Genomic DNA, 25531 nt, shown 5'->3' on the forward strand with positions numbered 1-25531 from the left:
TGAAGCAGGGGTAGATCCAGCACCATGTCGATCGACGTCAACAACGAATCCGGCACCGGGGTCGACGAGCAGGCGATTCTCGACATCGCCCGTTACGCACTCGCCCGGATGCGGATCCACCCGCTCTCCGAACTGTCGGTGATCGTCGTGGACACGGCCGCCATGGAGCAGCTCCACATCCAGTGGATGGACCTCCCGGGCCCGACCGATGTCATGTCCTTTCCGATGGACGAGCTGCGTCCGCCGAAGAAGGACGACGAGGAGCCCCCGCAGGGGCTCCTCGGTGACATCGTGCTCTGTCCCGAAGTCGCCCAGAAGCAGGGTGAGGAAGCCGACACACAGCACTCCATGGACGAGGAGCTCCAGCTCCTGACCGTCCACGGGGTGCTGCACCTGCTCGGTTACGACCACGAGGAGCCGGACGAGAAGGCCGAGATGTTCGGCCTCCAGGCGGCGATCGTCGACGGCTGGCGATCGGAGAAGGGCCTCACCGGCCCGTCTCCCGCACCGACCGTTTCATGACCGCCCAACTGATCACGGGCGCGGTCCTCCTGGTCGTGGTCGCCTGGCTGGCGGCCTGCGCGGAGGCGGGCATCGCCCGGGTCTCCAGCTTCCGGGCCGCGGAGGCCGTACGGTCGGGACGGCGCGGAAGCGCCAAGCTGGCGCAGGTCGCGTCCGACCCGACCCGGTACCTGAACGTCGCCCTCCTGATGCGGGTGGCCTGCGAAATGGCCGCCGGCGTCTTCGTCACGTACGCCTGCGTGCGCGAGTTCGACGAGACCTGGGAGGCACTGACCGTCGCCATCGCGGTGATGGTCCTCGTCTCGTACGTCGCCGTCGGCGTCTCGCCGCGCACCATCGGCCGCCAGCACCCGCTGAACACGGCCACCGCGTCGGCGTACGTCCTGCTGCCGCTCGCCCGTGTCATGGGCCCCATCCCGCAGTTGCTGATCCTCATCGGCAACGCGCTCACCCCCGGCAAGGGTTTCCGCAAGGGCCCCTTCGCCAGCGAGGCCGAGCTGCGCGCGATGGTCGACCTGGCCGAGCAGGAGTCCTTGATCGAGGACGACGAGCGCCGCATGGTGCACTCCGTCTTCGAGCTCGGCGACACGCTCGTACGCGAGGTCATGGTCCCCAGGACCGACCTGGTCTCCATCGAGCGCTTCAAGACGATCCGCCAGGCCCTGACCCTCGCCCTGCGCTCCGGTTTCTCCCGCATTCCGGTGACCGGTGAGAACGAGGACGACATCGTCGGCATCGTCTACCTCAAGGACCTGGTCAGGAAGACGCACATCAACCGCGACTCCGAGTCCGACCTGGTCTCGACCGCGATGCGCCCCGCCGTCTTCGTCCCCGACACGAAGAACGCGGGCGACCTGCTGCGCGAGATGCAGCAGGAGCGCAATCACGTCGCCGTCGTCATCGACGAGTACGGCGGCACGGCCGGCATCGTCACCATCGAGGACATCCTCGAAGAGATCGTCGGCGAGATCACGGACGAGTACGACCGCGAACTGCCGCCGGTCGAGGAGCTGGACGACGGCTGCTACCGGGTGACCGCCCGGCTCGACATCGGCGACCTCGGCGAGCTCTTCGGCTTCGACGAGTTCGACGACGAGGACGTGGAAACGGTCGGCGGACTGCTCGCCAAGGCGCTCGGCCGGGTGCCGATCGCGGGCGCGTCCGCGACGGTGGACCTCCCCGACGGGCGCACGCTGCGCCTGACCGCGGAGTCCCCGGCAGGCCGCCGGAACAAGATCGTCACGGTACTCGTCGAGCCCGAGGAGAAGGAGGCGGCATGACGCCGCAGGAGCTCAGGGCGTTCTGTCTGGAATTCAACGCGGCGACGGAGGAGTTCCCCTTCGGCCCCGAAACATCCGTCTTCAAGGTGCTCGGGAAACTCTTCGCGCTCAGCGCCCTGGACTCCGACCCGCTCACCGTCAACCTGAAGTGCGAGCCGGAGATCGCGGTCCAGCTCCGCGAGGAGCACGAGGAGATCGTCCCCGGCTGGCACATGAACAAGCGCCACTGGAACACGGTCACCGCCGACGGGCAGCTCCCGGACCGCATGGTCCGGGAGCTCGTCGAGGACTCGTACGACCTGGTGGTGGCCGGCCTCCCCAAGGCGGAACGCCTCCGGCTCGACCGGGCCTGACCCGGGGCTCAGGCGCCGCGCCGGGTCCGCAGACCCGCACCCACCAGCACCGCCGCGACCAGCACGATCGCCACGTCCACGGCGAGGACCGTGCGTACGCCGTCGAAGAGCGCGCCCTGCGTCGTTGCCAGCACACCGAGCAGCGGGATGCCGACCGTGAGGCCCACCTGCTGGGTCGTCGTGACCAGACCGGTGGCCAGGCCCTGCTCCTCGTCCGGCACCCCGGACGTGACGATCAGCCCGTACGAGATGATCGCGCCCAGGTGGCACATGCTGGCCAGTGAGACGGCCGCGGTCGCCAGCAGCGCGCCGGACCCGGTGCCGATGCCCAGCAGGGCGGCGACGAACAGGCCCTGGCCGAGCAGCGAGCCGACGAGGGTGCGCCGGGCGCCGATGCGGCCGATGAGCTTCGGGGCGTAAAGGCCGGCGACGGCGGACAGCGCGCCCTGGACGCCGAAGACCAGACCGGTCAGGAAGGCGGAGAGGTTGAGCACTTCCTGGAGATAGAGGGTCAGGACGAAGACGACCGTGCTCATCATCGAGAAGGTGACCAGCCCGCCGAGGTTGCCCCAGGCCACGGTGCGGCGCCGCAGCATCGGCAGGGAGACGAGGGGCGCCGCGGCGCGGGACTCGACGTAGCCGAACGCGGCGAGCAGAGCGATGCCCGCTACCAGGGTCACGCGTACGTCGGCGCCGCCGAAACCGTGCTCGGCCGCGGTCGACAGGGCGTAGATCAGGGCGAGCAGACCGCCGGTGACGGTGACCGCGCCGGGGACGTCGAGGCGCGGGCGCTCGGGGTGGCGGGACTCCGACAGGAGAGCCGGCGCCAGTACGAGCACGACCACGGCGGCGACGGCCAGCAGGCCCATCGTCGAGCGCCAGCCCAGGGTGTCGGTCATGACGCCGCCGAGCACCATGCCCACGGTGAAGCCGAGCGAGAGCAGCGTGCCGCTGATGCCCAGCGCCCGGTCGCGCAGCGGGCCTTCGGGGAACGTGGTGGTCAGCAGCGACATGCCGGTCGGCACGATCACGGCCGCGCCGAGCCCCTGGAGCGCGCGCCCGGCCAGGAAGGACGCCGGGTCCCAGGCGAAGGTCGCGAGGAGGGAGGCCGCGCCGAAGACGGCGAGGCCGGTGAGGAAGAGCCTGCGGCGCCCGTACAGGTCGGCGACGCGGCCGAAGAGGAGCAGGAATCCGCCGGAGGGCAGGGCGAACGCGGTGACCGCCCATTGCAGCGCGGACCGGCTCATGCCGAGGTCCTTGCCGAGGACGGGCAGCGCCACGTTCAGTACGGAGAAGTCGAGCGCCACCATGAACTGGGCGGCGCACAGCACGAAGAGAATCATCCTGGCGCGCCCGGAGAGCTTCGCGGGCGCTGTCGCCGGGGGTGTGGTGGAAGTGGGGCCGGGGGAGCCGGGGGCAGAGGTGTCTAGGGCCATGGTGGACACCCTGCGGCGGCCGGAACAGCCGTGGGGAGCGGGAACTTATCCTGTTGGTGCCAGCACCAGGCAGCCGGACAGGGGGAGTACGTGGAGCGCGTGGCTACACCGGTCGATCTCAAGCGACACCGACTCGGCGAACTGCGCGAGTTCCTGATGAGCAGACGGGCCCGGATCAGCCCCGCGGAAGCGGGACTTCCGGACGGCGGCGCGCGGCGGCGTACGCCCGGACTGCGCCGGGAGGAGGTCGCGGTGCTCGCGGGCGTCGGCGTTTCCTGGTACCAGTGGCTGGAGCAGGGCAGGGACATCACCGTCTCGCCGCAGGTGCTCGACTCGGTGGGGCGGGTGTTGCGGCTGAGCAGCGCGGAGCGCCGTCATCTGTACGTCCTGGCCGGGCTCAACCCGCCCGCGCCGGAGGTCGATCCGCGCAACGCCGACATGTGCGACGGGCTGCGCCGGCTGATCGACGCGTGGATGCCGTACCCCGCGCACATCATGGACGCGTACTGGAACACGATCATGTACAACGACGCGGCGGGCGCGGTCCTGGGCATGCGTCCCGGCATCACCCAGAACTGCCTGGTCGCCTTCTTCACCGATCCCATCTACCGCTCCAGGGCGAAGAGCTGGGAGCAGAACGCGCCGCTCGTCGTGGCGCAGTTCCGGGCGGCGTGCTCGGAGCGGCCGGACGACGAGGGCTTCCGCGCGGTCGTCGACGAGGTGAAGGAGCTCTCGCCGGAGTTCGTCGGACTGTGGGAGCGGCGGGACATCGCGCCGGGTGGCCAGGTGCGCAAGGAGATGGGAAATCCGGTCGTCGGCACGCTCGTCGTGGAGTCGACGCAGTTGCGGGTGCCGGCCCGCCCCGATCTGACGATCGTGCTGCACACGGCGCTTCCGGAGGCGGACACGGCGGCGAAGCTGGAGTGGCTGGCGTCGCCCGAGGGGCGGCGCGGTTCGATGTACCCGGTCGCGGGCTGAGCGGTGACCGCTCCCTATGCTCGGGGCATGACTGAGACCACGCCGAGCACCGCACTCGACCCCGAGGACCGCAAGATCATCACGCTGGCGCGCAGTGCGCGGGCGCGGAACGGGGTGCCGGAGGGGGCGGCCGTGCGGGACGAGACGGGCCGCACGTACGTCGCCGGTACCGTCGCGCTCGACTCCCTGCGGCTCAGCGCCCTGCGCACCGCTGTCGCGATGGCCGTGGCGAGCGGCGCGAAGTCACTGGAGGCGGCGGCGGTCGTGACCGAGGCGGCCACGGCGTCCGAGGAGGACCGGGCGGCGGTACGGGACCTGGGAGGTGCGCAGACGCCGGTGCTGGTGGCGGGACCGGACGGAGAGCTGCGGGTCAGCGTCACCGCGGGCGGCTGACCGGCCGAGCGCCTGTTGAGCGGGGAACTTCCCGCTCAGCGGCACTGCCCCACCCCTTCGGGGTTCGAGGAGCGGGGCCCGGGGCGGGCAGGGGGAAGCCCCGCAGGGCCGCCCCCGGGCCGCACTGGTCGGGCCGACGGCGTACATCGGGGAGAATGGCACGCATGAGCGCTCGCACCCAGTCTTCCGAGGTCCCCCACCGGGCCGGCTTCGCCTGCTTCGTCGGCCGCCCCAACGCGGGCAAGTCCACCCTGACGAACGCTCTGGTCGGCCAGAAGGTCGCCATCACCTCCAGCCGGCCACAGACCACGCGCCACACGGTGCGCGGCATCGTGCACCGCCCCGACGCGCAGCTGATCCTGGTCGACACCCCCGGCCTCCACAAGCCGCGCACGCTGCTGGGCGAGCGTCTCAACGATGTCGTACGCACCACCTGGGCCGAGGTCGACGTGATCGGCTTCTGCCTGCCCGCCGACCAGAAGCTCGGCCCCGGTGACAAGTTCATCGCCAAGGAACTCGCGGGTATCAAGAAGACGCCGAAGATCGCGATCGTCACCAAGACCGACCTTGTCGACTCCAAGCAGCTCGCCGAGCAGCTCATCGCCGTCGACCAGCTCGCCACGGAGCTCGGCTTCGAGTGGCAGGAGATCGTCCCGGTGTCCGCCGTCGGCGACCTCCAGGTCTCGCTCCTCGCCGACCTGCTGATCCCGCTGCTGCCCGAGAGCCCGCCGCTCTACCCCGAGGGTGACCTCACCGACGAGCCCGAGATGGTGATGGTCGCGGAGCTGATCCGCGAGGCCGCGCTCGAGGGCGTACGGGACGAGCTGCCGCACTCCATCGCGGTCGTCGTCGAGGAGATGCTGCCGCGCGAGGACCGCCCGGCCGACAGGCCGCTCCTGGACATCCACGCGAACGTCTACATCGAGCGCCCCAGCCAGAAGGGCATCATCATCGGCCCCAAGGGCCAGCGCCTGAAGGACGTCGGCACGAAGTCGCGCAAGCACATCGAGGCCCTGCTCGGCACGCCGGTCTTCCTGGACCTGCACGTGAAGGTCGCCAAGGACTGGCAGCGGGACCCGAAGCAGCTGCGCAAGCTCGGTTTCTGAGCCCCGCGTACGTGCCGGGGCGACTCAGTCCACGCCCTGGATGCGCGTCACCAGTACCGCTCCCGCCAGCCCCATCCCCGCCGCGACCAGGTACAGCGTCGTGTAGCCGCCCAGGTGCGTGACGACCGGGGCGGCCACGGCGGGGGCGGCGACCTGGGGCAGCGAGTTGGCGATGTTGATGACGCCCAGGTCCTTGCCGCGGTGCGCGGCGGCCGGCAGCACCTCCGTCATCAGCGCGAAGTCGACCGACGTGAAGACGCCGAAGCCGACCCCGAGCAGCGCCGCCGCGACCAGCGCGCCCGTCCATGTCTGCCAGTACGCGAGCATCGCCGTGGCCCCGGCCATCAGGACGCCCGCCCACAGCACGAACGGCTTGCGGCGGCCCGTACGGTCCGACCACACCCCGCCCACGACGACCGTGACGAGCAGCAGAGCCCCATTGACGGCCGTCAGGACGAGAACGCCGTCCTGCGGACTGCCGTGACGCAGTTCGTCGCGCAGGTAGTAGAGCAGGTAGAGCAGCGCGATGGAGTTGCCGAGGTTGATCAGGAAGCGGGTCAGCCAGGCCCACGCCAGATCCGGATGGTGGCGCGGCGGGATCCAGAAGTCGGCCAGGAACGGCCGCCACGCGAACGGCGGCAGGTCGCCCGGGGCCAGCACCAGATCCTTGTGACGCAGTACGTACGGCAGCACTCCCAGCGCCGTGAACACCGCGCACGCCGCGTACCCGGCCGTGATCCCGCCCGCGAGCGTCGCCAGGCCCGTCCCGGCGACCACCCCCAGCATCTGCGCCGCGCCCAGCCTGCCGCCGACCGCCCCGCGCTGCAGGCGCGGCACCCGGTCGGGCACGGCGGCGGTGACGGCGGCGAAGGCCGCGTTGAGGCCGAGCTGGACCAGGCACCAGCCCAGCGCCATCACGGCGGCGTTCGAAGCGGCCGCCAGGAGTACGAGCGCCGCCGCCCCGCCGGCCGCCCCGGCCACGATCCACGGCGTACGGCGGCCGAATCGTGAGGTCGTACGGTCCGACAGCGCGCCGAACAGCGGGTTGGCGACCAGTGCCACGGCCGCGCCCATGCCGGTGACCCACGCCAGCACGGTCTCCTTCGAGGTGCCGGCCGGCGCGAGCTCCGCCGCCTGGAGCGCGAGGAGGATCTGGAGGGGGCCGAACCAGCCGACCCAGACCGCCCCGTTGGCGAGGGACAGCGACATCGTCCAGCCACGTCCGACGGGGACCGTGGGTTCCACGAGAGCAGGGACGGCTCCGGCGGCCTCGCCCGCGGACCCCGCGGTCGTCACGCCCGCTGCCCGCGCAACGCGTCCCGCAGCCAGCGGTACGACGCCTTGGGCGTCCGGGCCAGCGTCTCGTAGTCGATGTGGACGAGGCCGAAGCGCTGGGCGTACCCCTCGGCCCACTCGAAGTTGTCCATCAGCGACCAGACGAAGTAGCCCCGTACGTCGACGCCCGCCTCCATCGCCCGGTGCAGCGCCCGCAGGTGGCCGTCGAGGAACGTGATCCGCTCCCGGTCGTCCAGGCCGTCGTACGAGCAGCCGTTCTCGGTGATGACGACGGGCGGGAGCCGGTCGCCGTACCGCTCACGGAAGGAGGTCAGCAGCTCGGTGAGCGCGTCCGGGACGACCGGCCAGTCGAAGGCCGTCCGTGGATAGCCTTCGATCGCCCGGACGGAGAAGGGCATCTCCGGCGGTATCCCGATGCCCGCGAAGTCGGTGGGCGCGTCCGGATCGGGTGCTCCGACCAGCGTCGGCTGGTAGTAGTTGATCCCGTACCAGTCGAGCGGCCCCGCGATGACTTGCAGGTCCTCGGCGACGGGACCCGGCAGCATCTCGGCGATCCCGTCCGGATACCGCCCGAGCAGCAGCGGATCGGCGAACAGCCGGTTGAGCAGCAGGTCGTAGAAGTCCGCCGCGCCCCTGTCCTCGTCGCTCCGGGACACCGCCCACACCGGCCCGTGCGAGTTGGCGATCCCGATGCTGCCGGCGCCCCTGGCCCGCAGCGCCTGTACGGCGAGACCGTGCCCCAGGAGCTGATGGTGGGCGGCGGGCAGCGCGTCGAAGAGCAGCCGCTTGCCGGGGGCGTGCTGCCCGAGCCCGTACCCGAGCAACGTCACCTCGGCGGGCTCGTTGAGAGTGATCCAGCGGTCCACGCGGTCACCGATCCTGGCGGCCACCACATCGGCGTACTCCGCGAACCGGTGGGCAGTGTCCCGCTCCAGCCAGCCACCGGCCTCCTCCAGGACGAGCGGGGTGTCCCAGTGGAAGAGGGTCGGCACCGGACGCACGCCCGCCGCGCACAGCTCGTCGACGAGCCGGTCGTAGAAGTCGAGCCCCGCCTGGCCGACCGCCCCCACGCCCTCCGGCAGTACCCTCGACCAGGCCACCGAGAACCGGTACGCCCCGACGCCCAGGTCCCTGATGAGCGCCACGTCCTGCGGATACCGGTGGTAGTGATCGGTCGCCACGGACGCGTCCGAACCGTCCTTGATCCGCCCCGGCTCGGCGGCGAAGGCGTCCCACGAGGACCTCCCGCGCCCGCCCTCGTCCAACGCGCCCTCGATCTGATGGGCCGAAGTCGACACGCCCCAGAGGAAGTCGGCAGGGAATCGGGGCAGCGGGTGCGGCGGCGGCGTCGTCATGCAGCGATGCTCGGTACCGCCGGTAACCCTGTCAATGGGGAGTGGGTGGGCGGAACCGTCAGACGGCGATGAGCCGGACCCGGCCGCCGCAGAGCTTCGTCATGTCGTCCACGTCCGATGTCAAAATGGTGACCGGACCCGACTGCCGAAGGGCCGCTTCGGCGACGGTGGCGTCGATCGCGTACTTGTGGCCGTGCAGCCCGGCGTCCTTGAGCAGCCGCGCCGCGGCCTTCGCCGTGTGCTCGGTGACAGGTTCCACCTTGATGCGCGAGAGCAGCCAGCTCAGCCGGGCCAGGTCGGTCTTCGCGTGCGTGACCTCGATGATCGTGTTGGCGCTGATGACAAGGTCTGTCTCGCTGCGGTGCGCCGAGTCGATGAGCGCGGTTGCGAACCGGTCGTCGGTGATCCAGGCGGACAAGCCCTGGGAGTCCAGGACGAGGGCCGTCACGCGGCTTCCTCTCGCGGAGCGGAGGCGCCGCGCAGCAGCGCATCGGCCCGGGCGCGCTCTTCGTCGGTGAAGGCGCCGTGCTCTCGCTCGTACCGGCGCAGTTCCTCGCCGAGCAGGTCATTGCGGATCCTGCGGGCGAGGGCTTCCGCCGCGTAACCGGACAGGTTGTCGGTGAGCTCCCGAGCCGAGGCCACGAGCTCTTCGGGGAGCGAGATGGTGATCTTTTTGGAGGCCATACAGCTACCATACTGCGGTATGGCCTCCGTCGTCCTCCAGGAGCACCAGCGGGCGCTCCCGCGTCGCCGGCCCGGTCGGCTCGAGTCCGTCCCAGCGTCGGCCGGGGCGGAGTGCGGGTCCCTATCCTTCAGGCCCCTTCCTTCAAGACCTGTGAGATCAGCCGGCTCTGTGCCTCGGTCAGCCGTGGATCCGCGCAGTAGACGGTCTTGCCGTCGACCGTGATCTGGTAGCTGAATCCGTCCGGTACGCCGATGGGCGGCGTGCTCCGGCCGGAGGCCACCGCCTCCTCGGCCAGGGCGTGCCACGCACCCGCGTCGGACCGCCCGGAGGTGTCCACCTCGGCGTAGCGCTCGATCCCGGCAAATCCGCCCGTACGCCGTACCCCAATTCGCATGGTTCCCGTTCTAGTACGGATACGGCTCAGCCGGTAGGCACCCCGACCTGGGACCACGCTTTCAGCAGAGCCTCCATCTCCTCGCCTTCACCGAAACGGACCTGTGCGGCCGCCACGGTGGCCCGCGCGAAGTCGGCGAAGCTCGCGTCGACCCGGAGGCTCCCGCCGGTCAGCGTGTCGTACCAGATCTGCCCCGCCCCCTCCCACGCCTTTCCGCCGAGGGCGGTGGCGAGCAGGCAGAAGGCGCGGTTGGGGATGCCGGAGTTGATGTGGACACCGCCGTTGTCCCGGCCGGTGCGGACGTAGTCGTCCATCGTCGCGGGTTGGGGGTCCTTGCCGAGCACGTCGTCGTCGTACGCCGTGCCGGGCGCCTTCATGGAGCGCAGGGCCACCCCGCTGACGCGCTCGGTCAGCAGGCCCGCGCCGATCAGCCAGTCGGCCTGGTCGGCGGTCTGCCCGTTGACGTACTGCTTGACCAGCGAGCCGAAGACGTCGGACACGGACTCGTTGAGCGCGCCGGGCTGGCCGAAGTACGTGAGGTTCGCCGTGTACTGCGTCACGCCGTGGGCCAGCTCGTGGGCGATGACGTCCACGGGGAGCGTGAAGTCGCGGAAGATCTCGTCGCCGTCGCCGAAGACCATCTGCTCGCCGTCCCAGAAGGCGTTCCCGTAGTTCTCGCCGTAGTGGACGCTCGCTACGAGGGGCAGGCCGTTCCCGTCGACGGAATCGCGCCCGAAGGCCTTGAGGAGAAGCTCGAAGGTGGCGCCCAGACCCGCGTACGCGCGGTTGACGGTCGCGTCCTGGCCCGGCTCGTCGCCCTCGGCCCGTACTTCGACGCCCGGCAGGACCTGGCGGTGCTGCGCGTCGTAGAGCGTGCGGTGCGGCCTGCCGTCGGCGGCGGCCGACGGGGCGGCCGACGGGGCACCGAGGACGGTGGTCAGCCGACGGTGGGTACGCTGCGCGGCGTCCGCCTCGAGCGTCCGGCGGGCGGGGCGGGCGAGCGCCGGATCGTCGGCCCGGGCGAGCTTGTCGAGGACGTGGGGCGGCACGATGGTGCAGAACACGGGATGGGTGGCCTTCATGGCGGCAATGTGGCACTGGGTCACATGACTGTCACTACTTGCGACCATGATTGATGAAATCGAGTGAAGAATCACTTTCGCCCGTTACTCGCCCGTTACCAACAGGGCAGTCCCGCATACTGATACGGGACCGGCAATTCCGGCTTCCCTCGGCTAGGCTGCGGCACATCATGCGTTACGGGCTGCTTCTCCTTAGCTGCCGCGGCGAGGGTCTGTAGTTCCAGGCCGACCCCCTCCCCGCGGAGTCTGGTGCTGCAGCGACACCGTCGGCCGTCCCCTTTGCAGGACACCGAGGAGCCCTACGCGATGAACGCCCCTGTTGGCCGCCCCACGCCGATCACCAACGCGACGCAGCTGCAGAAGCCGTCCGGGATGCCGGTCCACAAGTACGGCAAGTACGAGGCCGTGGACATCCCCGACCGCACCTGGCCGGACCGCCGTATCACCAAGGCGCCCCGCTGGCTGTCCACCGACCTGCGCGACGGCAACCAGGCCCTGATCGACCCGATGAGCCCCGCCCGCAAGCGCGAGATGTTCGACCTGCTCGTACGCATGGGCTACAAGGAGATCGAGGTCGGCTTCCCGTCCTCCGGCGAGACGGACTTCAACTTCGTACGCTCCATCATCGAAGAGGGCGCGATCCCCGAGGACGTGACGATCTCCGTCCTGACCCAGGCGCGCGAAGAGCTGATCGAGCGGACCGTGGAATCGCTGGTCGGCGCGCGGCGCGCGACCGTGCACCTGTACAACGCCACCGCGCCGACCTTCCGTCGCGTGGTCTTCCGCGGCTCGAAGGAGCAGGTCAAGCAGATCGCGGTGGACGGCACCCGGCTGGTCGTGGAGTACGCCGACAAGCTGCTGGGCCCGGAGACCGTCTTCGGCTACCAGTACAGCCCGGAGATCTTCACCGACACCGAGCTGGACTTCGCCCTGGAGGTCTGCGAGGCCGTCTGCGACGTATGGCAGCCGGAGGAGGGCCGGGAGATCATCCTCAACCTGCCCGCCACCGTGGAGCGCTCGACGCCGTCCACGCACGCGGACCGTTTCGAGTGGATGTCGCGGAATCTGTCCCGGCGTGAGCACATCTGCCTGTCGGTGCACCCGCACAACGACCGCGGCACCGCCGTCGCCGCCGCCGAGCTGGCGATCATGGCGGGCGCCGATCGCATCGAGGGCTGCCTGTTCGGGCAGGGCGAGCGCACCGGCAACGTCGACCTGGTCACCCTGGGCATGAATCTGTTCAGCCAGGGCGTCGACCCGCAGATCGACTTCTCGCAGATCGACGACATCCGCCGCACCAGCGAGTACTGCAATCAGATGGAGGTCCACCCGCGCCACCCCTACGCGGGCGACCTGGTCTACACCGCCTTCTCCGGCTCCCACCAGGACGCCATCAAGAAGGGCTTCGACGCCATGGAGGCCGAGGCGGCCGCCGCCGGCAAGACGGTCGACGACATCGAGTGGGCCGTGCCGTACCTGCCGATCGACCCGAAGGACGTGGGCCGTTCCTACGAGGCCGTCATCCGGGTCAACTCGCAGTCCGGCAAGGGCGGCATCGCGTACGTCCTGAAGAACGACCACAAGCTGGACCTGCCGCGCCGCATGCAGATCGAGTTCTCACGGATCATCCAGGCCAAGACGGACGCCGAGGGCGGCGAGGTCACGCCGAAGGCGATCTGGTCGGTCTTCCAGGACGAGTACCTGCCGAACTCCGAGAACGCGTGGGGGCGGATCCAGCTGCGTTCCGGCCAGACCACCACCGACACGGACGGCCAGGACACGCTGACCGTCGAGGCGGTCGTGGACGGCGTCGACACCGCGCTGACCGGCACGGGCAATGGCCCGATCTCGGCCTTCTTCGAGGCCCTGGGAGCGGTCGGCGTGGACGCCAGGCTGCTGGACTACCAGGAGCACACGATGAGCGAGGGCGCGAGTGCCCAGGCCGCGTCGTACATCGAGTGCGCCATCGACGGCAAGGTGCTGTGGGGCATCGGCATCGACGCCAACACCACGCGCGCGTCGCTGAAGGCGGTCGTTTCGGCCGTGAACAGGGCCACGCGCTAAGACCCCGGGGCTCCGGTTCCGAAGCGCCGGGCGTGCTGATTTTCGGCCACGCCCGGCGTTTCCCGTATCTCTCGCTCCGACAGGGTGCTGACGCGACATCACGGATGTGGCTAACATCACGGCAACCGCGGCAGTGTTGCCGGAGCGTTACGGAGGTGCGACGTGCGGACAGCCCGAGGGCGGAAACAATGCGTATGGGGCATTCGCACCGCTTGGAACACCGTCGGCGACGGTGACTTCTTCTGCCCGGACTGCGGCGGCGACCGCAACTACCGGCGCCGCACGGGCCGCAGGCGCTTCACCGTCCTCGGCGTCCCGCTGCTGCCGCGCGGATACGTCGGCCCGGTCGTCGAATGCGCGGCCTGCCAGACCCACTTCGGCACCGAGGCGCTCGACCGCCCCACCACCGTCCGCTTCTCCGCGATGCTCCGCGACGCCGTCCACACCGTCGCCCTCGCCGTCCTCGCCGCGGGCGGCACGTCCTCCCGTACGGTCAGAGTCACCGCCGTCGCGGCCGTCCGCGCCGCCGGGTTCGACGACTGCACCGAGGACCAGCTCACCACCCTCATCGACGCGCTCGCCGCCGACACCGGGCGCCTGCCGGGGGCGTACGAAGGGACCTCCGAGCCCTGCGGCGCCGCGCTCGCCATCGAACTGCACGAGGCTCTCGAACCGCTGGCCCCGCACCTCGCGCCGGCCGGCCGCGAATCGATCCTGCTCCAGGGCGCCAGGATCGCCCTCGCCGACGGCCCTTACAGCCCCGCCGAGCGCGAGGTGCTGACGATCGTCGGCGGCGCACTGCTGATCCGCCCGGACGACACCACCCGGCTGCTCGCGACGGCGCGTACACCTTCCTGATCCTTCCGGTACTCCCCAGGGAGTAAGGGAGCCGCGTACCGCCCCCGGCAGTACCGCTGATCTCGCCCGTGCGTGCGACGAGTCGGCCGTCCCGCGATGGGACTCTGGCGAGGACTGGGAACACCTGGTGACCGGCACGGGCCGCTTTCGCCAACCCCGTGTCCCGGAACCGGCCCGTACCGGAGGATGAGAGCGTGCCCCTGATGTCCGAACGGGTCTTCGCCGCCCTGCGGCGGGACCCGGTGCGAGCACCGCACCGGCAGCGGACCGACACGGTGATCACCGCCGTGACCGGTGCGCTCGCCGTCGCGCTCGCGCTCCTGATCGACGACGGGCGCAGGTTGGACACGTACGGCTGGGCGCTGCTCGCCGCGAGCACGCTGCCGCTGGCGTGGCGGCGGCGCAGGCCCGTGCCCGTACTGCTGGCGGTGGTGGCGGCCGTCGGGACGTACCACGGGCTCGACTACAACCACGCCGCACCGGTGCCGGGTTCGCTGATCGCCGTGTACACGATGGCCGTCACCGGCAGACCGCTGCGGACGGTGCTGATCGGCTCGGGGGTGGTGGCCGTCGCCGTGTCGGTGATGTTCACCCTCAACGCCCACCAGGGTCTCGAGCTGCTGGGCAACTCCGGGTGGATCCTCGCCGTGATCGTCCTGGGGGTCGCGGTGCGGACCCACCGGCGGTACATCGCCGCGACCGTCGAGCGCGCCGAACGCGCCGAACGGACCCGCGAGGAGGAAGCCGCGCGACGGGTCGCGGAGGAGCGCCTGCGCATCGCCCGCGACCTGCACGACCTGCTGGCGCACTCCATCACGCTCATCGGCGTCCAGACGTCGGTCGCCGCGCACATCCTGGTCGCCGATCCGGACCGGCTGGACCGGGAGGCGGTCGCCAAGGCGCTCGACGGCATCGCGGAGACCTGCCGTACGGCGCGGGGCGAGCTGCGCACCACCCTGGAGGTGCTGCGCGCCGACGGAACGGGGGAGGCCGGGGCGGACGGCCCGCTCCCGGACCTGGCGGCGCTGCCCGCGCTCGTACGGGCGGCGCGGACGGCCGGGGCGAAAGTCGGCCTGACGGTACGGACACCGGAGCTGCGCCCGGCGGTGGCCGCGGCGGCGTACCGGATCGTGCAGGAGTCGTTGACCAACGCGGTACGCCACGCGGGCCCCGACGTACGGGTGCGGGTGGAGGTGGTGGCCGGGGAGGACGGCGCCCTGCGGGTGACGGTCACCGATGACGGCGCCACCGCCGCGACGGACAACCCGGCGCCCGGCAGCGGCACTCCGGGTGCGGGCGGTGCCGGTCTCCCGGTTCACGGCGGCCCCGGGACGCCGGGCACCGACGGCGCGGGCAGCTTCGGCTTCGGCCTCGGCTTCGGACTGGTCGGGATGCGGGAGCGGGCCCGCAGCGTCGGCGGGACGCTGACGGCCGGGCCGCGCGCGGACAGGGGCGGTTTCGAGGTCATGGCGGTCCTGCCGCTCGGCCGGCAGGCCGGAACCGGATCCGGACACGACCCGGTTCACCAGGCCGGGCGTCGGCCCGCGGCCGCGCTCCGGCAGCGTGCCGGTCGCGAGCCCGCACCCGAGCCACCCGGCCGCGAGCCCGCGCCTGCTGTCGCGACGCCCGGCCGGCCCGGGGCCGCGCCCGGCCGTGACCTGCGCAATGAGTCCGGACGTCGGACCGCACATCGGCCCGGTCATACGCCCGGGCAGGAGGAGGCAACCGCGTGAGCCCGATCCGGGTACTGCTCGCCGACGATCAGACGCTCGTACGGGCGTCCTTCGCCATGCTCGTCGAGTCCGCCCGCGACATGGAGGTCGTCGCCCAGGCCGGCACGGGGCGCGAGGCGGTCGACCTGGCCCGTGCCGCCCGCGCCGACCTCGTCGTCATGGACCTGCGGATGCCCGAGATGGACGGCGTCGAGGCGACCCGCCTGATCGCCGCCGACGAGGACCTGGCGGGCGTCAAGGTCCTCGTCCTCACGACGTACGACACCGAGGAGTACATCCTGGAGGCCCTGCGCGCGGGTGCGTCCGGGTTCCTCGTCAAGGACATCCGGCCGGCCGAACTGCTGGCGGCGATCAGGACGGTGGCCGCGGGCGAGTCGCTGCTGTCGCCCGGCCCCACCGCCCGTCTGATCGCCCGCGTCCTGGCCACCCCCGAAGCCCCGACGGCCGGCGGCCCCGACGGCCTGACCGACCGTGAACGCCAGGTGCTCGCCCTGGTCGCCCGCGGTCTGACCAACACGGAGATCGCCGACTCGCTCGGCCTGAGCCCGCTCACCTCGAAGACCCACGTCAGCCGGATCATGGGCAAGCTCGGGGCCCGCGACCGGGCCCAACTCGTCATCGTCGCGTACGAGTCGGGCCTGGTCCGTCCCGCTCAGTCCTGAGGCGCCGCGCTCGCCCGCAGCATTCCCTCGCGGTCGACGATCTTCACGCGCTCGCGCCCCTCGGCGGCGCCCAGCGCGCGCTCCGCGCTGTCGAGGCGGTGCCAGCCCTCCCACGTCGTGTACGCGACGCCCTTGCCCGCGAGGAAGTCCACCACGGCGTCCGTCTCCGGCGCCTCGGGGGCCGGCAGGCGGCCGGCGCCGTGGTCCTCCAGGAGGTGCGCCACCGTCTCGTTGGCGTCGCCCTTGGTGTGGCCGATGAGACCGATCGGGCCGCGCTTGATCCATCCGGTGACGTACGTGGACCGGAGGTGCTCGCCCGCCTCGATCACGCGGCCGCCCTCGTGCGGGACCGTGCCGGAGGTGAAGTCGAAGGGCAGCTTGGGGAGTTCGTCGGACAGGTAGCCGACGGCGCGGTAGACGGCCTGCACGTCCCACGTCTGCGTCTCGCCCGTGCCCGTGACGTTGCCGGTGCCGTCGAGCCGCGTGCGCTCCGTACGGAGGCCGACGACCCGGCCGTCCTCGCCGACGACCTCGGTGGGCGACTCGAAGAAGTGCAGGAAGAGCTTGTGGGGCCGGTCGCCGATGTCCCGGATCGCCCAGTTCTCCAGCGTCTTGGCGACCATGTCCGCCTGCTTGTTGGCGCGGCGGGTGGCGATGCTGCCGTCGTCGTAGTCGATGTCCTCGGGGTTCACGATGACTTCGATGTTCGGGGAGTGGTCGAGCTCGCGCAGCTCCATCGGGCTGAACTTCGCCTGCGCCGGCCCGCGCCGTCCGAAGACGTGGATCTCGCGCGCCTTGTTGGCGGCGAGCCCCGCGTGGACGTTCGGCGGGATCTCGGTCGGCAGCAGCTCGTCGGCGGTCTTCGCCAGGATGCGGGCCACGTCCAGGGCGACATTGCCGACCCCGAGAACGGCGACCTTCTCCGCGTCGAGCGGCCAGGTGCGCGGCACGTCCGGGTGGCCGTCGTACCAGGAGACGAAGTCGGCGGCCCCGTAGGAGCCGTCGAGCCCGATGCCGGGTATGTCCATCGCCCGGTCGGCGCTCGCGCCGGTGGAGAAGATCACCGCGTCGTAGAACGCGCGGAGGTCGTCCAGGCCGATGTCCGACGGGTAGTCGACGTTGCCGAAGAGCCGTATCTGCGGCTTGTCCAGGACCTGGTGCAGCGCGGTGATGATGCCCTTGATGCGGGGGTGGTCCGGGGCGACGCCGTACCGGATCAGTCCGAAGGGCGCCGGCATCCGCTCGAAGAGGTCGATGGACACCCCGGGGTCGGTCGCGGCGTCGGACTTCAGCAGGGCGTCGGCGGCGTAGATTCCGGCCGGGCCGGCACCGACGATCGCGACCCTCAGGGGGCGGGGCATGGGGGGTTTCCCTTCGGGTGGCGACAACTGTCTCGTGCGTCACCCTAGGCAACGATATGCCGGGTCAGGTACCTGACCCCTGCCTATGACCCCATAAGCAGCCCTTATGGCTACCCAAAGATCCCCTTGATGGGCGTGTTCCGGACAGGGGGCGGGCCGGACGCGGCGGCCGGGAGGTGGGCGAGAATGGACGCATGACCCTGTTCCGCGACGACGGCATCGTGCTGCGCACCCAGAAGCTGGGTGAGGCGGACCGGATCATCACGCTGCTCACCCGCGGACACGGCCGCGTGCGCGCCGTCGCGCGGGGGGTACGGCGGACCAAGTCGAAGTTCGGGGCGCGGCTGGAGCCCTTCTCGCACGTGGACGTGCAGTTCTTCTCGCGCGGCAGCGAACTCGTCGGGCGCGGCCTGCCCCTGTGCACGCAGAGCGAGACGATCGCTCCGTACGGCGGCGGAATCGTCACGGACTACGGCCGCTACACCGCCGGTACGGCGATGCTGGAGACCGCCGAGCGGTTCACCGATCACGAGGGCGAGCCCGCCGTACAGCAGTACCTGCTGCTCGTCGGCGGCCTGCGCACCCTCGCCCGCGGCGAGCACGCCCCCAACCTCATCCTCGACGCCTTCCTGCTGCGTTCGCTGGCCGTGAACGGCTACGCGCCCAGCTTCGACGACTGCGCGAGGTGCGGTCTGCACGGGCCGAACCGGTTCTTCTCGGTCGCCGCCGGCGGCGTCATATGCGGCGACTGCCGGGTGCCCGGAAGCGTCGTACCCTCGGCGGAGGCCGTCGGACTGCTCAGCGCGTTGCTGACGGGGGACTGGGAGACGGCGGACAGCTGTGAGGCGCGGCACGTCCGGGAGGGCAGCGGGCTGGTGTCGGCGTATCTGCACTGGCACTTGGAGCGCGGACTGCGCTCACTGCGGTATGTGGAAAAGTGAATCGAGGGAGAGAGAAGCTGATGGCACGACGCGGGATTCTGGGCCGTAACCGGCGCGAGTACAAGACGCCGGAGGCGCACCTGTCCGGCGCGCGGCCGCCGAAGATCCCCAGCGAGCTGGTCCCGGAGCACGTGGCCGTCGTCATGGACGGCAACGGCCGCTGGGCGAAGGAGCGCGGACTGCCGCGCACCGAGGGCCACAAGGTCGGCGAGGGCGTCGTGCTCGACGTGCTCAAGGGGTGCCTCGAGATGGGCGTCAAGAACCTCTCTCTGTACGCCTTCTCCACGGAGAACTGGAAGCGCTCGCCCGAGGAGGTGCGCTTCCTGATGAACTTCAACCGGGACGTCATCCGCCGCCGCCGCGACGAGATGGACGAGCTCGGCATCCGCATCCGCTGGACCGGCCGGATGCCGAAGATGTGGAAGTCCGTCGTCCAGGAGCTCCAGGTCGCCCAGGAGCAGACCAAGGACAACGACGCCATGACGCTGTACTTCTGCGTCAACTACGGCGGTCGCGCCGAGATCGCCGACGCGGCGCAGGCCATCGCGCGCGATGTCGCGGCGGGCAGGCTCGACCCGTCGAAGGTCAACGAGAAGACCTTCGCGAAGTACATGTACTACCCGGACATGCCGGACGTCGATCTCTTCGTACGCCCCAGCGGTGAGCAGCGCACGTCCAACTACCTGATCTGGCAGAGCGCGTACGCCGAGATGGTCTTCCAGGACGTCCTGTGGCCCGACTTCGACCGCCGCGACCTGTGGCGCGCCTGCGTCGAGTACGCCTCCCGCGACCGCCGCTTCGGCGGCGCCGTCCCGAACGAGGAGCAGCTCGCCGCCGGCAGCATGTAGGGCGGCGCGGGGCCGCCCGGACGACGTGGCTAGGATCCCGCCCCATGGATCATCAGGGGCGGGACATCATTCAGGCCGCGGAGACCGTCGAGCTGACGTACCGCCCGGCGCGCGGCGACGTTCTGGCGGGCATCCGGGTACGCGACCGAGTCCGGCGGCTCCATGTGCTGCGGGGGGCGGTGATGGCGCTGTTCGCGGGCTGCGGCCTGCTGTTGTTGGTGGCACCCGGGGGGCCGCCGGCGGCCAACGTCCTGCTGTGCGCACTGGTCGTCCTGTTCATCTGGTCGGTTCCGCACCTTCAGGCCCACCACGTGCTGCGCGTCGTGCGATGGCAGGGCGAATACCGTGCGACGGTCACCGAGGCGGGCGTGTCGGCCGCGAACGAACACGCGACCCTGATCGTGCGCTGGTCGCTCTTCCGGGGCTACCGGGAGACCCGCGACCACGTCGTGCTGCTCAGCCGGGACCCGGGCATCCTGTGCCTGGAGGTCCTGCCCAAGCGCGGACTCGCGGCCCCGGACGACATGGACCGGCTGCGGGACGTCCTCGAGCGGAACCTGCGGCGGCTCTGAGGCGGTCCGGAGAAGAGAGCGGGCCCGTACCGGTCGGTATCCGGTACGGGCCCGCTCTCGTGCGGCCTCAGACGCTTGCCGCGCACTCCACACACGTGCCGAAGATCTCCACCGTGTGGGCCACGTTCACATAACCGTGCTGGGCGGCGATGGCCTCCGCCCACTTCTCGACCGCAGGGCCCTCGACCTCGACGGCCTTGCCGCACACCCGGCACACGAGGTGGTGGTGGTGCTCGCCGCTCGAGCAGCGCCGGTACACCGCCTCACCGTCGCTGGTGCGCAGCACGTCCACCTCACCGGCGTCGGCGAGGGACTGCAGGGTGCGGTAGACCGTTGTCAGCCCGACCGAGTCGCCCCGGTGCTTGAGCATGTCGTGAAGCTCCTGCGCGCTGCGGAACTCGTCCACCTCGTCGAGCGCGGCCGCTACGGCGGCCCGCTGCCGGGTGGACCGGCCACGCACCGGGGATGGGGTTCCCGCAGTGGTCACAGGTGCCTCCTCTGGTCGCCCGTACGTATGTCGGGCCATTCTGCCAGGTCGCTGCCGAGCGGCGCTCAGACCTTGACGCCGTTGGCGGGGCGGGAGCCGTCCGGCAGTCCGCCCGCCTCCACGCTACAGCCGCCCGCCGATCCGGCCTCCGCCTCGCTCAGGGCCCGCGCCCGGCGCCTGGCGAGCGGGGAGGCCAGCGCCGTCAGTACGAAGAACACGCCGATGGCCAGCAGCACGATCGTCGCGCCCGGCGGCACTTCGTACTCGTACGAGGTCACCGTGCCGGCCAGTGTCACAGCCGTGCCGATGACCACGGCCAGCACGAACGTGACCTTGAAGGACCGGGTGATCTGCTGCGCCGCCGCCACCGGCACCACCATCAGCGCGCTGACCAGCAGCAGGCCGACGACGCGCATCGCGACGGTGACCGTGACGGCCGCCGTGACCGCGATCAGCAGATTCAGGGCGCGCACCGGCAGACCGGTCACGCGGGCGAACTCCTCGTCCTGGCTGATCGCGAAGAGGTGCCGCCGCAGACCGACCGTGACAAGCATCACAAAGGCGGCGAGCAGGCAGATCGCGACGACGTCCTCGTCCGAGACGGTCGAGAGAGAGCCGAAGAGGTACGAGGTGAGGTTGGAGTTCGAGCCGTTCGGCGCGAGGTTGATCAGCAGGACGCCGCCCGCCATGCCGCCGTAGAAGAGCATGGCCAGCGCCATGTCGCCGCGCATGCGCCCGTACCAGCGGATCAGTTCCATCGCGATGGCGCCGGCGATCGAGACGAGCGCGGCCATCCACACCGGATTGGCGCTCAGCAGGAAGCCGAGCCCGACACCGGTCATCGCGACGTGGCCGATGCCGTCGCCCATCAGGGCCTGGCGGCGCTGCACGAGGTAGATGCCGACGGCGGGCGCGGTGATGCCGACGAGGACGGCGGCGAGCAGGGCCCGCTGCATGAAGGCTGTTTCGAGGATCTCCATGATCAGGTCAGCAGTCCCGTCCGGACAGGCTCGGAATCCGAGTGCGGATGTACGTGGTCGTGGCCGGGCAGCGCGTGCTGGCCGAGCGACTGTGGGGGCGGCCCGTCGTGGGTGACGCAGCCGTCGCGCAGCACGACCGCGCGGTCGATCAGCGGCTCGAGGGCGCCGAGTTCGTGGAGTACGAGGAGCACGGTCGTACCGGCCACGACCTGCTCGCGCAGGGTCGCCGCCAAAATCTCCTGGCTGGTCAGGTCCACGCCCGCCATCGGCTCGTCCATGATCAGCAGCTCCGGCTCGGAGGCGAGCGCCCGCGCGATCAGGACGCGCTGGTGCTGGCCGCCCGAGAGGGCGTTCACGGAGTCCTTGGCACGGTCGCCGAGCCCGACGAGCTCGATGGCCCGGTGCACGGCGGCGCGGTCGGCCTTCGAGGGCCACCGCAGCTTCGCCCGGGAGAGGCGGCCGGACGAGACCACCTCGAACACGGTCGCGGGTACGCCGCTGGCGGCCGTGGTGCGCTGCGGTACGTACCCGACGCGCGCCCAGTCGCGGAAGCGGCGCAGCGGCGTACCGAACAGGTCGACGGACCCGCCGGTGAGGGGCACCTGGCCGATCACGGAACGTACGGCTGTCGACTTGCCGGAGCCGTTGGCGCCGAGCAGGGACACGACCTCACCGCGGTGCACGGCGAGGTCGACGCCGCGCAGCACCGGGCGCGAGCCGAGTGTGGCCGTCGCGCCGCGCAGGGATATGACGGGCTGCTCTGGCTTCATGGCTCGCGCCTCCGATGCTGCTGGGGTGATCCGGTTCACTTCGCGCCGAGGGCCTTTTCCAGCGCGGCGAGGTTGGACTCCATGACCTCGACGTAGTCAGCGCCCTCGGACTTGTCCGTGATTCCCTCCAGCGGGTCCAGGACGTCCGTCCTGAGGCCGGTGTCGCCCGCGAGGGTCCTGGCCGTCTTGTCGCTGACGAGCGTCTCGAAGAAGACGGTGGTGACCTTGTCCTCCTTGGCGGTCTTCTGGAGGTCCTTCATGCGGGAGAGGCTGGGCTCGGAGTCGGGGTCGAGGCCGCTGATGCCCTCCTGCTCGAGGTCGTAGCGCTCCGCGAGGTAGCCGAAGGCGGAGTGGGTGGTGATGAACGTCCGGGTGTCGGTGTTCTTCAGGCCCTTCTCGAACTTCGTGTGCAGCCCGTCGAGCTTGCCGACCAGGGCGTCGGTGTTCTTCTTGTACGCCGCGGCGTTGTCGGGGTCGGCCTTCTCCAGCGCCTTGCCGACGCCCTTGGCGACCTCGGAGTACTTCACGGGGTCGAGCCAGATGTGGGGGTCGCCGGCGGCCCCGGCGTGATCGTGGCCTTCTTCTTCGGCGTGCTCTTCGCCGTGCTCCTCGGCGCCGTGCTCGTCGTGGCCGACCTCGGCGCCGTGCTCTTCGAGGTGGGTGAGGCCGGCGGCGTCGACGGTGTTCTTCACACCGGACTGCGCGACCGCCTCGTCGACGGCGGGCTGGAGGCCCTTGAGGTAGAGAATGAAGTCGGCTTCGCCGAGTCCGGCGGTCTGCTTCGGGCTGAGCTCCAGGTCGTGCGGCTCCACGCCAGGCTTCGTCAGGGTCGATACGGAGACGTGGTCGCCGCCTATCTCCTCGGCCAGGAACTGCATCGGGTAGAACGACGCCACCACGTCGAGCTTGCCGTCGCCGTTCTTGTCGGCGGCACCGGAGGAGGACGAGCAGGCGCTGACGGCCATCAGGCCGAGCGCGACCGCTCCTGCGGTGGCGGCGGTGGGTATGAGGCGTCGTCGTACGTTCATGACACCCATTTTCAACAAAGGTGGAAACGATTGTCAATAATGGCGGGTGTGACCTGGGTCCTGGTCCCGGCGGTGATCCGTTACCCGGTACCGATTTGATCCGGGGGGTACGGCCGCCGGTAATCTGAATCATTCGCGTTCGTCGTCGTCGTAATGAAGAGAGCACCGTGGCCGCCGACAAGATCGACACCATCGTCAGCCTGAGCAAGCGCCGTGGCTTCGTCTACCCGTGCAGTGAGATCTACGGCGGCTCCCGGGCCGCCTGGGACTACGGGCCGCTGGGTGTCGAGCTCAAGGAGAACATCAAGCGCCAGTGGTGGCGCTCCATGGTCATCGCGCGCGAGGACGTCGTCGGTCTCGACTCCTCGGTGATCCTGGCTCCCGAGGTGTGGGAGGCGTCCGGCCACGTCGCGACGTTCTCCGACCCGCTCACCGAGTGCACCGCCTGCCACAAGCGCCACCGCGCCGACCACCTGATCGAGGCGTACGAGGCCAAGCACAACGGCCGTGCCCCTGAGAACGGCCTGGCCGACATCAACTGCCCGAACTGCGGCACCAAGGGTCAGTTCACCGAGCCCAAGCAGTTCTCCGGCATGCTGGAGACGCACCTCGGCCCGACCCAGGACACCGGCTCGCGCGCCTTCCTGCGTCCCGAGACCGCGCAGGGTATTTTCACCAACTTCGCCCAGGTGCAGCAGACTTCCCGCAAGAAGCCGCCTTTCGGCATCGCGCAGATGGGCAAGTCCTTCCGCAACGAGATCACGCCCGGCAACTTCATCTTCCGCACGCGCGAGTTCGAGCAGATGGAGATGGAGTTCTTCGTCAAGCCGGGCGAGGACGAGCAGTGGCAGGAATACTGGATGGAGCAGCGCTGGAGCTGGTACCGCGAGCTGGGCCTGCGCGAGGAGAACATGCGCTGGTTCGAGCACCCGGCGGAGAAGCTCTCGCACTACTCCAAGCGCACGGCCGACATCGAGTACCGCTTCAACTTCGGGGGCAGTGAGTTCTCCGAGCTCGAGGGCGTTGCCAACCGCACCGACTTCGACCTCAAGGCCCACTCCAAGGCGTCGGGCCAGGACCTGTCGTTCTTCGACCAGGAGGCCGGCGAGCGCTGGACTCCGTACGTCATCGAGCCGGCGGCCGGTGTGAACCGCGCCATGCTCGCCTTCATGCTCGACGCGTACATCGAGGACGAGGCCCCGAACGCCAAGGGCGTCATGGAGAAGCGCACCGTCATGCGCCTCGACCCGCGCCTGGCGCCGGTCAAGGTCGCCGTGCTGCCGCTGTCCCGCAACCCGCAGCTGTCGCCGAAGGCCAAGGGCCTGGCGACCGACCTGCGCAAGAACTGGAACATCGAGTTCGACGACGCGGGCGCCATCGGCCGCCGCTACCGCCGTCAGGACGAGATCGGTACGCCGTTCTGCGTGACCGTCGACTTCGACACCCTCGACGACAACGCGGTCACGGTGCGCGAGCGCGACACCATGAAGCAGGAGCGCGTCTCGCTGGACCAGATCCAGTCGTACCTGGGCGGCCGCCTCCTCGGCTGCTGACCTGGTCGTACGTCCCGAAGGCCCCGGTTCCGCACTGCGGAGCCGGGGCCTTCGTGCACACTGGGCCCGACTCACACCAAGGAGGCGTGATGCCCTCGACGACCGGCAGCAAGGTCAGCAGATGGGATCAGCACGGCCGCGAGCATGTGGTCCAGGTCCAGCGGACCGGCCTACAGCGCTCGCTGCACTGCGGTACGTGCGGCTGGCGCAAGGGGGTGCAGTTCCTGCCGTGGCTCAAGGCAGAGGAGCACCTCACCGACGCTCACCAGGCGACCGTGGACCCGGCGGGCTCCCGGACCTGAGCCGACGGGCGCCCGCGGCGGAAAAACTGGTGCCCGGCGGCCCCGGGGCCCGGTAATGTCGCATGCATGTTCTTCCAGATCTACGAGTGAGAGCGCGGCGGATCCCACGTCCGCCCCCCACCAGACGAATCCGCAGATCACTTCTCATCACTTCGGGAGAACCCCGTGGCAAAGAGCCGCAACAACCTTCTCGGCGTAGGCGGGCAGCGCAAGAGGATGTCCCGCGCCGAACTCGCGGACAACGGTCCCACGCGCAACGCCGACCGCAAGCTCGCCTCCGACCACAAGGAGGAGCTGCTGCGCAAGATGCGTGAGCGCGCCGCCGGGGCAGAGGGCGCCGAGGAGCCCGCCGACGGCGGTCAGGACGCGCAGGACGCGCAGAGCTGACGTACGGGCAGCACAGCAGTACACAGCAGTGGGCCCGGACCGCGCACAGCGGTCCGGGCCCACATCTGTGTCCGGCCCACACACACCTGTGTCGGCTCCTGTGTC

The 25531-nt window shown here is 70.5% G+C and carries 28 protein-coding genes; 16 read left to right on the forward strand and 12 right to left on the reverse strand.

What is annotated here, in order from left to right; translation table 11 throughout:
• The first annotated feature begins 24 nt into the window (after positions 1-24).
• From ybeY to ACWIHY_RS18100, 3 genes are read left to right on the forward strand one after another with little or no spacing between them, the layout of a single operon-like run.
• On the forward strand, positions 25-522 hold the full coding sequence (ybeY, locus tag ACWIHY_RS18090; protein ID WP_454376623.1) for an rRNA maturation RNase YbeY: 498 nt from the start codon (positions 25-27) through the stop codon (positions 520-522).
• Positions 519-1802: a hemolysin family protein gene (locus tag ACWIHY_RS18095; RefSeq protein WP_454376624.1), complete on the forward strand. Its 1284-nt coding sequence runs from the start codon at positions 519-521 to the stop codon at positions 1800-1802. Before ybeY ends, ACWIHY_RS18095 begins: the two co-directional genes overlap by 4 nt.
• Complete coding sequence (locus ACWIHY_RS18100; RefSeq protein ID WP_454376625.1) at positions 1799-2155, forward strand: MmcQ/YjbR family DNA-binding protein; 357 nt, start codon at positions 1799-1801, stop codon at positions 2153-2155. The genes ACWIHY_RS18095 and ACWIHY_RS18100 overlap by 4 nt, the downstream gene beginning before the upstream one ends.
• 8 nt (positions 2156-2163) lie before the next feature.
• Here the strand turns inward: ACWIHY_RS18100 and ACWIHY_RS18105 are convergent, their stop codons facing one another.
• Positions 2164-3591 carry an MFS transporter gene (locus ACWIHY_RS18105; RefSeq protein ID WP_454376626.1) on the reverse strand — a complete coding sequence of 476 codons (1428 nt, stop codon included), beginning with the start codon at positions 3589-3591 and terminating at the stop codon, positions 2164-2166.
• A 156-nt stretch (positions 3592-3747) separates the two neighbouring features.
• Between ACWIHY_RS18105 and ACWIHY_RS18110 the strand changes: the two genes are divergently transcribed.
• The 3 genes from ACWIHY_RS18110 (at position 3748) to era (ending at position 6068) form a co-directional block, all read left to right on the forward strand.
• Positions 3748-4569 carry a helix-turn-helix transcriptional regulator gene (locus tag ACWIHY_RS18110; RefSeq protein WP_454376759.1) on the forward strand — a complete coding sequence of 274 codons (822 nt, stop codon included), beginning with the start codon at positions 3748-3750 and terminating at the stop codon, positions 4567-4569.
• A gap of 27 nt (positions 4570-4596) precedes the next feature.
• The gene (locus tag ACWIHY_RS18115; protein WP_454376627.1) at positions 4597-4962 is read left to right on the forward strand and encodes a cytidine deaminase; all 366 of its coding nucleotides are present in this window, start codon (positions 4597-4599) and stop codon (positions 4960-4962) included.
• Between the two features lie 164 nt (positions 4963-5126).
• A complete protein-coding gene (gene era, locus ACWIHY_RS18120) occupies positions 5127-6068 on the forward strand; it encodes a GTPase Era (protein WP_454376628.1) in 942 nt (313 codons plus the stop codon).
• 24 nt (positions 6069-6092) lie between these two features.
• On the opposite strand, the gene ACWIHY_RS18125 is transcribed toward era, so the two are convergent.
• The 6 genes from ACWIHY_RS18125 to ACWIHY_RS18150 form a co-directional block, all read right to left on the reverse strand.
• Positions 6093-7277: an MFS transporter gene (locus tag ACWIHY_RS18125; RefSeq protein WP_454376760.1), complete on the reverse strand. Its 1185-nt coding sequence runs from the start codon at positions 7275-7277 to the stop codon at positions 6093-6095.
• A gap of 83 nt (positions 7278-7360) precedes the next feature.
• On the reverse strand, positions 7361-8719 hold the full coding sequence (locus ACWIHY_RS18130) for a GH1 family beta-glucosidase (protein WP_454376629.1): 1359 nt from the start codon (positions 8717-8719) through the stop codon (positions 7361-7363).
• 58 nt (positions 8720-8777) lie between these two features.
• Complete coding sequence (locus tag ACWIHY_RS18135; RefSeq protein WP_454376630.1) at positions 8778-9167, reverse strand: PIN domain-containing protein; 390 nt, start codon at positions 9165-9167, stop codon at positions 8778-8780.
• Positions 9164-9403 (reverse strand): type II toxin-antitoxin system CcdA family antitoxin, encoded by a 240-nt coding sequence (locus ACWIHY_RS18140; protein ID WP_454376631.1) that lies wholly within the window; start codon positions 9401-9403, stop codon positions 9164-9166. The genes ACWIHY_RS18135 and ACWIHY_RS18140 overlap by 4 nt, the downstream gene beginning before the upstream one ends.
• Positions 9404-9531: 128 nt before the next feature.
• The gene (locus ACWIHY_RS18145) at positions 9532-9798 is read right to left on the reverse strand and encodes a protealysin inhibitor emfourin (protein ID WP_454376632.1); all 267 of its coding nucleotides are present in this window, start codon (positions 9796-9798) and stop codon (positions 9532-9534) included.
• Between the two features lie 26 nt (positions 9799-9824).
• Positions 9825-10880 (reverse strand): M4 family metallopeptidase, encoded by a 1056-nt coding sequence (locus ACWIHY_RS18150; protein ID WP_454376633.1) that lies wholly within the window; start codon positions 10878-10880, stop codon positions 9825-9827.
• Between the two features lie 306 nt (positions 10881-11186).
• Here ACWIHY_RS18150 and leuA point away from each other — a divergent pair, with 306 nt between their 5' ends.
• From leuA to ACWIHY_RS18170, 4 genes are all read left to right on the forward strand, one after another.
• The gene (leuA, locus tag ACWIHY_RS18155; protein WP_454376634.1) at positions 11187-12944 is read left to right on the forward strand and encodes a 2-isopropylmalate synthase; all 1758 of its coding nucleotides are present in this window, start codon (positions 11187-11189) and stop codon (positions 12942-12944) included.
• Positions 12945-13106: 162 nt separating this feature from the next.
• On the forward strand, positions 13107-13802 hold the full coding sequence (locus ACWIHY_RS18160; protein ID WP_454376635.1) for a TerB family tellurite resistance protein: 696 nt from the start codon (positions 13107-13109) through the stop codon (positions 13800-13802).
• 203 nt (positions 13803-14005) lie between these two features.
• Entirely contained in the window at positions 14006-15535 is a 1530-nt protein-coding gene (locus ACWIHY_RS18165) for a sensor histidine kinase (RefSeq protein WP_454376761.1), read from the forward strand.
• A complete protein-coding gene (locus tag ACWIHY_RS18170; protein ID WP_454376636.1) occupies positions 15532-16197 on the forward strand; it encodes a response regulator in 666 nt (221 codons plus the stop codon). The genes ACWIHY_RS18165 and ACWIHY_RS18170 overlap by 4 nt, the downstream gene beginning before the upstream one ends.
• Here the strand turns inward: ACWIHY_RS18170 and ACWIHY_RS18175 are convergent.
• Positions 16188-17558, reverse strand: a complete 1371-nt coding sequence (locus tag ACWIHY_RS18175) for an FAD-dependent oxidoreductase (RefSeq protein ID WP_454376637.1) — start codon at positions 17556-17558, stop codon at positions 16188-16190. The genes ACWIHY_RS18170 and ACWIHY_RS18175 overlap by 10 nt on opposite strands.
• A 194-nt stretch (positions 17559-17752) precedes the next feature.
• On the opposite strand from ACWIHY_RS18175, the gene recO reads away from it, so the two are divergent.
• Genes recO through ACWIHY_RS18190 form a run of 3 tightly spaced genes read left to right on the forward strand, consistent with a single transcriptional unit; the run spans position 17753 to position 19919 of the window.
• Positions 17753-18499, forward strand: a complete 747-nt coding sequence (gene recO / locus ACWIHY_RS18180; RefSeq protein ID WP_454376638.1) for a DNA repair protein RecO — start codon at positions 17753-17755, stop codon at positions 18497-18499.
• Positions 18500-18519: 20 nt separating this feature from the next.
• Positions 18520-19347 carry an isoprenyl transferase gene (locus tag ACWIHY_RS18185; protein ID WP_454376639.1) on the forward strand — a complete coding sequence of 276 codons (828 nt, stop codon included), beginning with the start codon at positions 18520-18522 and terminating at the stop codon, positions 19345-19347.
• 44 nt (positions 19348-19391) lie between these two features.
• Positions 19392-19919: a YcxB family protein gene (locus ACWIHY_RS18190; RefSeq protein WP_454376640.1), complete on the forward strand. Its 528-nt coding sequence runs from the start codon at positions 19392-19394 to the stop codon at positions 19917-19919.
• A 67-nt stretch (positions 19920-19986) separates the two neighbouring features.
• Here the strand turns inward: ACWIHY_RS18190 and ACWIHY_RS18195 are convergent, their stop codons facing one another.
• From ACWIHY_RS18195 to ACWIHY_RS18210, 4 genes are all read right to left on the reverse strand, one after another.
• Complete coding sequence (locus tag ACWIHY_RS18195; RefSeq protein WP_454376641.1) at positions 19987-20406, reverse strand: Fur family transcriptional regulator; 420 nt, start codon at positions 20404-20406, stop codon at positions 19987-19989.
• Positions 20407-20471: 65 nt separating this feature from the next.
• Positions 20472-21386, reverse strand: coding sequence for a metal ABC transporter permease (locus ACWIHY_RS18200; protein WP_454376642.1), 915 nt, complete (start codon positions 21384-21386; stop codon positions 20472-20474).
• 2 nt (positions 21387-21388) lie between these two features.
• Entirely contained in the window at positions 21389-22156 is a 768-nt protein-coding gene (locus tag ACWIHY_RS18205) for a metal ABC transporter ATP-binding protein (RefSeq protein WP_454376643.1), read from the reverse strand.
• Between the two features lie 35 nt (positions 22157-22191).
• Positions 22192-23184 (reverse strand): metal ABC transporter substrate-binding protein, encoded by a 993-nt coding sequence (locus ACWIHY_RS18210; protein ID WP_454376644.1) that lies wholly within the window; start codon positions 23182-23184, stop codon positions 22192-22194.
• A gap of 167 nt (positions 23185-23351) precedes the next feature.
• Here ACWIHY_RS18210 and ACWIHY_RS18215 point away from each other — a divergent pair, with 167 nt between their 5' ends.
• From ACWIHY_RS18215 to ACWIHY_RS18225, 3 genes are all read left to right on the forward strand, one after another.
• Entirely contained in the window at positions 23352-24737 is a 1386-nt protein-coding gene (locus tag ACWIHY_RS18215) for a glycine--tRNA ligase (RefSeq protein ID WP_454376645.1), read from the forward strand.
• Positions 24738-24826: 89 nt separating this feature from the next.
• Positions 24827-25039: a hypothetical protein gene (locus tag ACWIHY_RS18220; protein ID WP_454376646.1), complete on the forward strand. Its 213-nt coding sequence runs from the start codon at positions 24827-24829 to the stop codon at positions 25037-25039.
• Positions 25040-25204: 165 nt separating this feature from the next.
• Positions 25205-25426: a DUF6243 family protein gene (locus ACWIHY_RS18225; protein ID WP_454376647.1), complete on the forward strand. Its 222-nt coding sequence runs from the start codon at positions 25205-25207 to the stop codon at positions 25424-25426.
• Positions 25427-25531: the final 105 nt, after the last annotated feature.

The organism is Streptomyces sp. NPDC055287 (assembly GCF_053646035.1).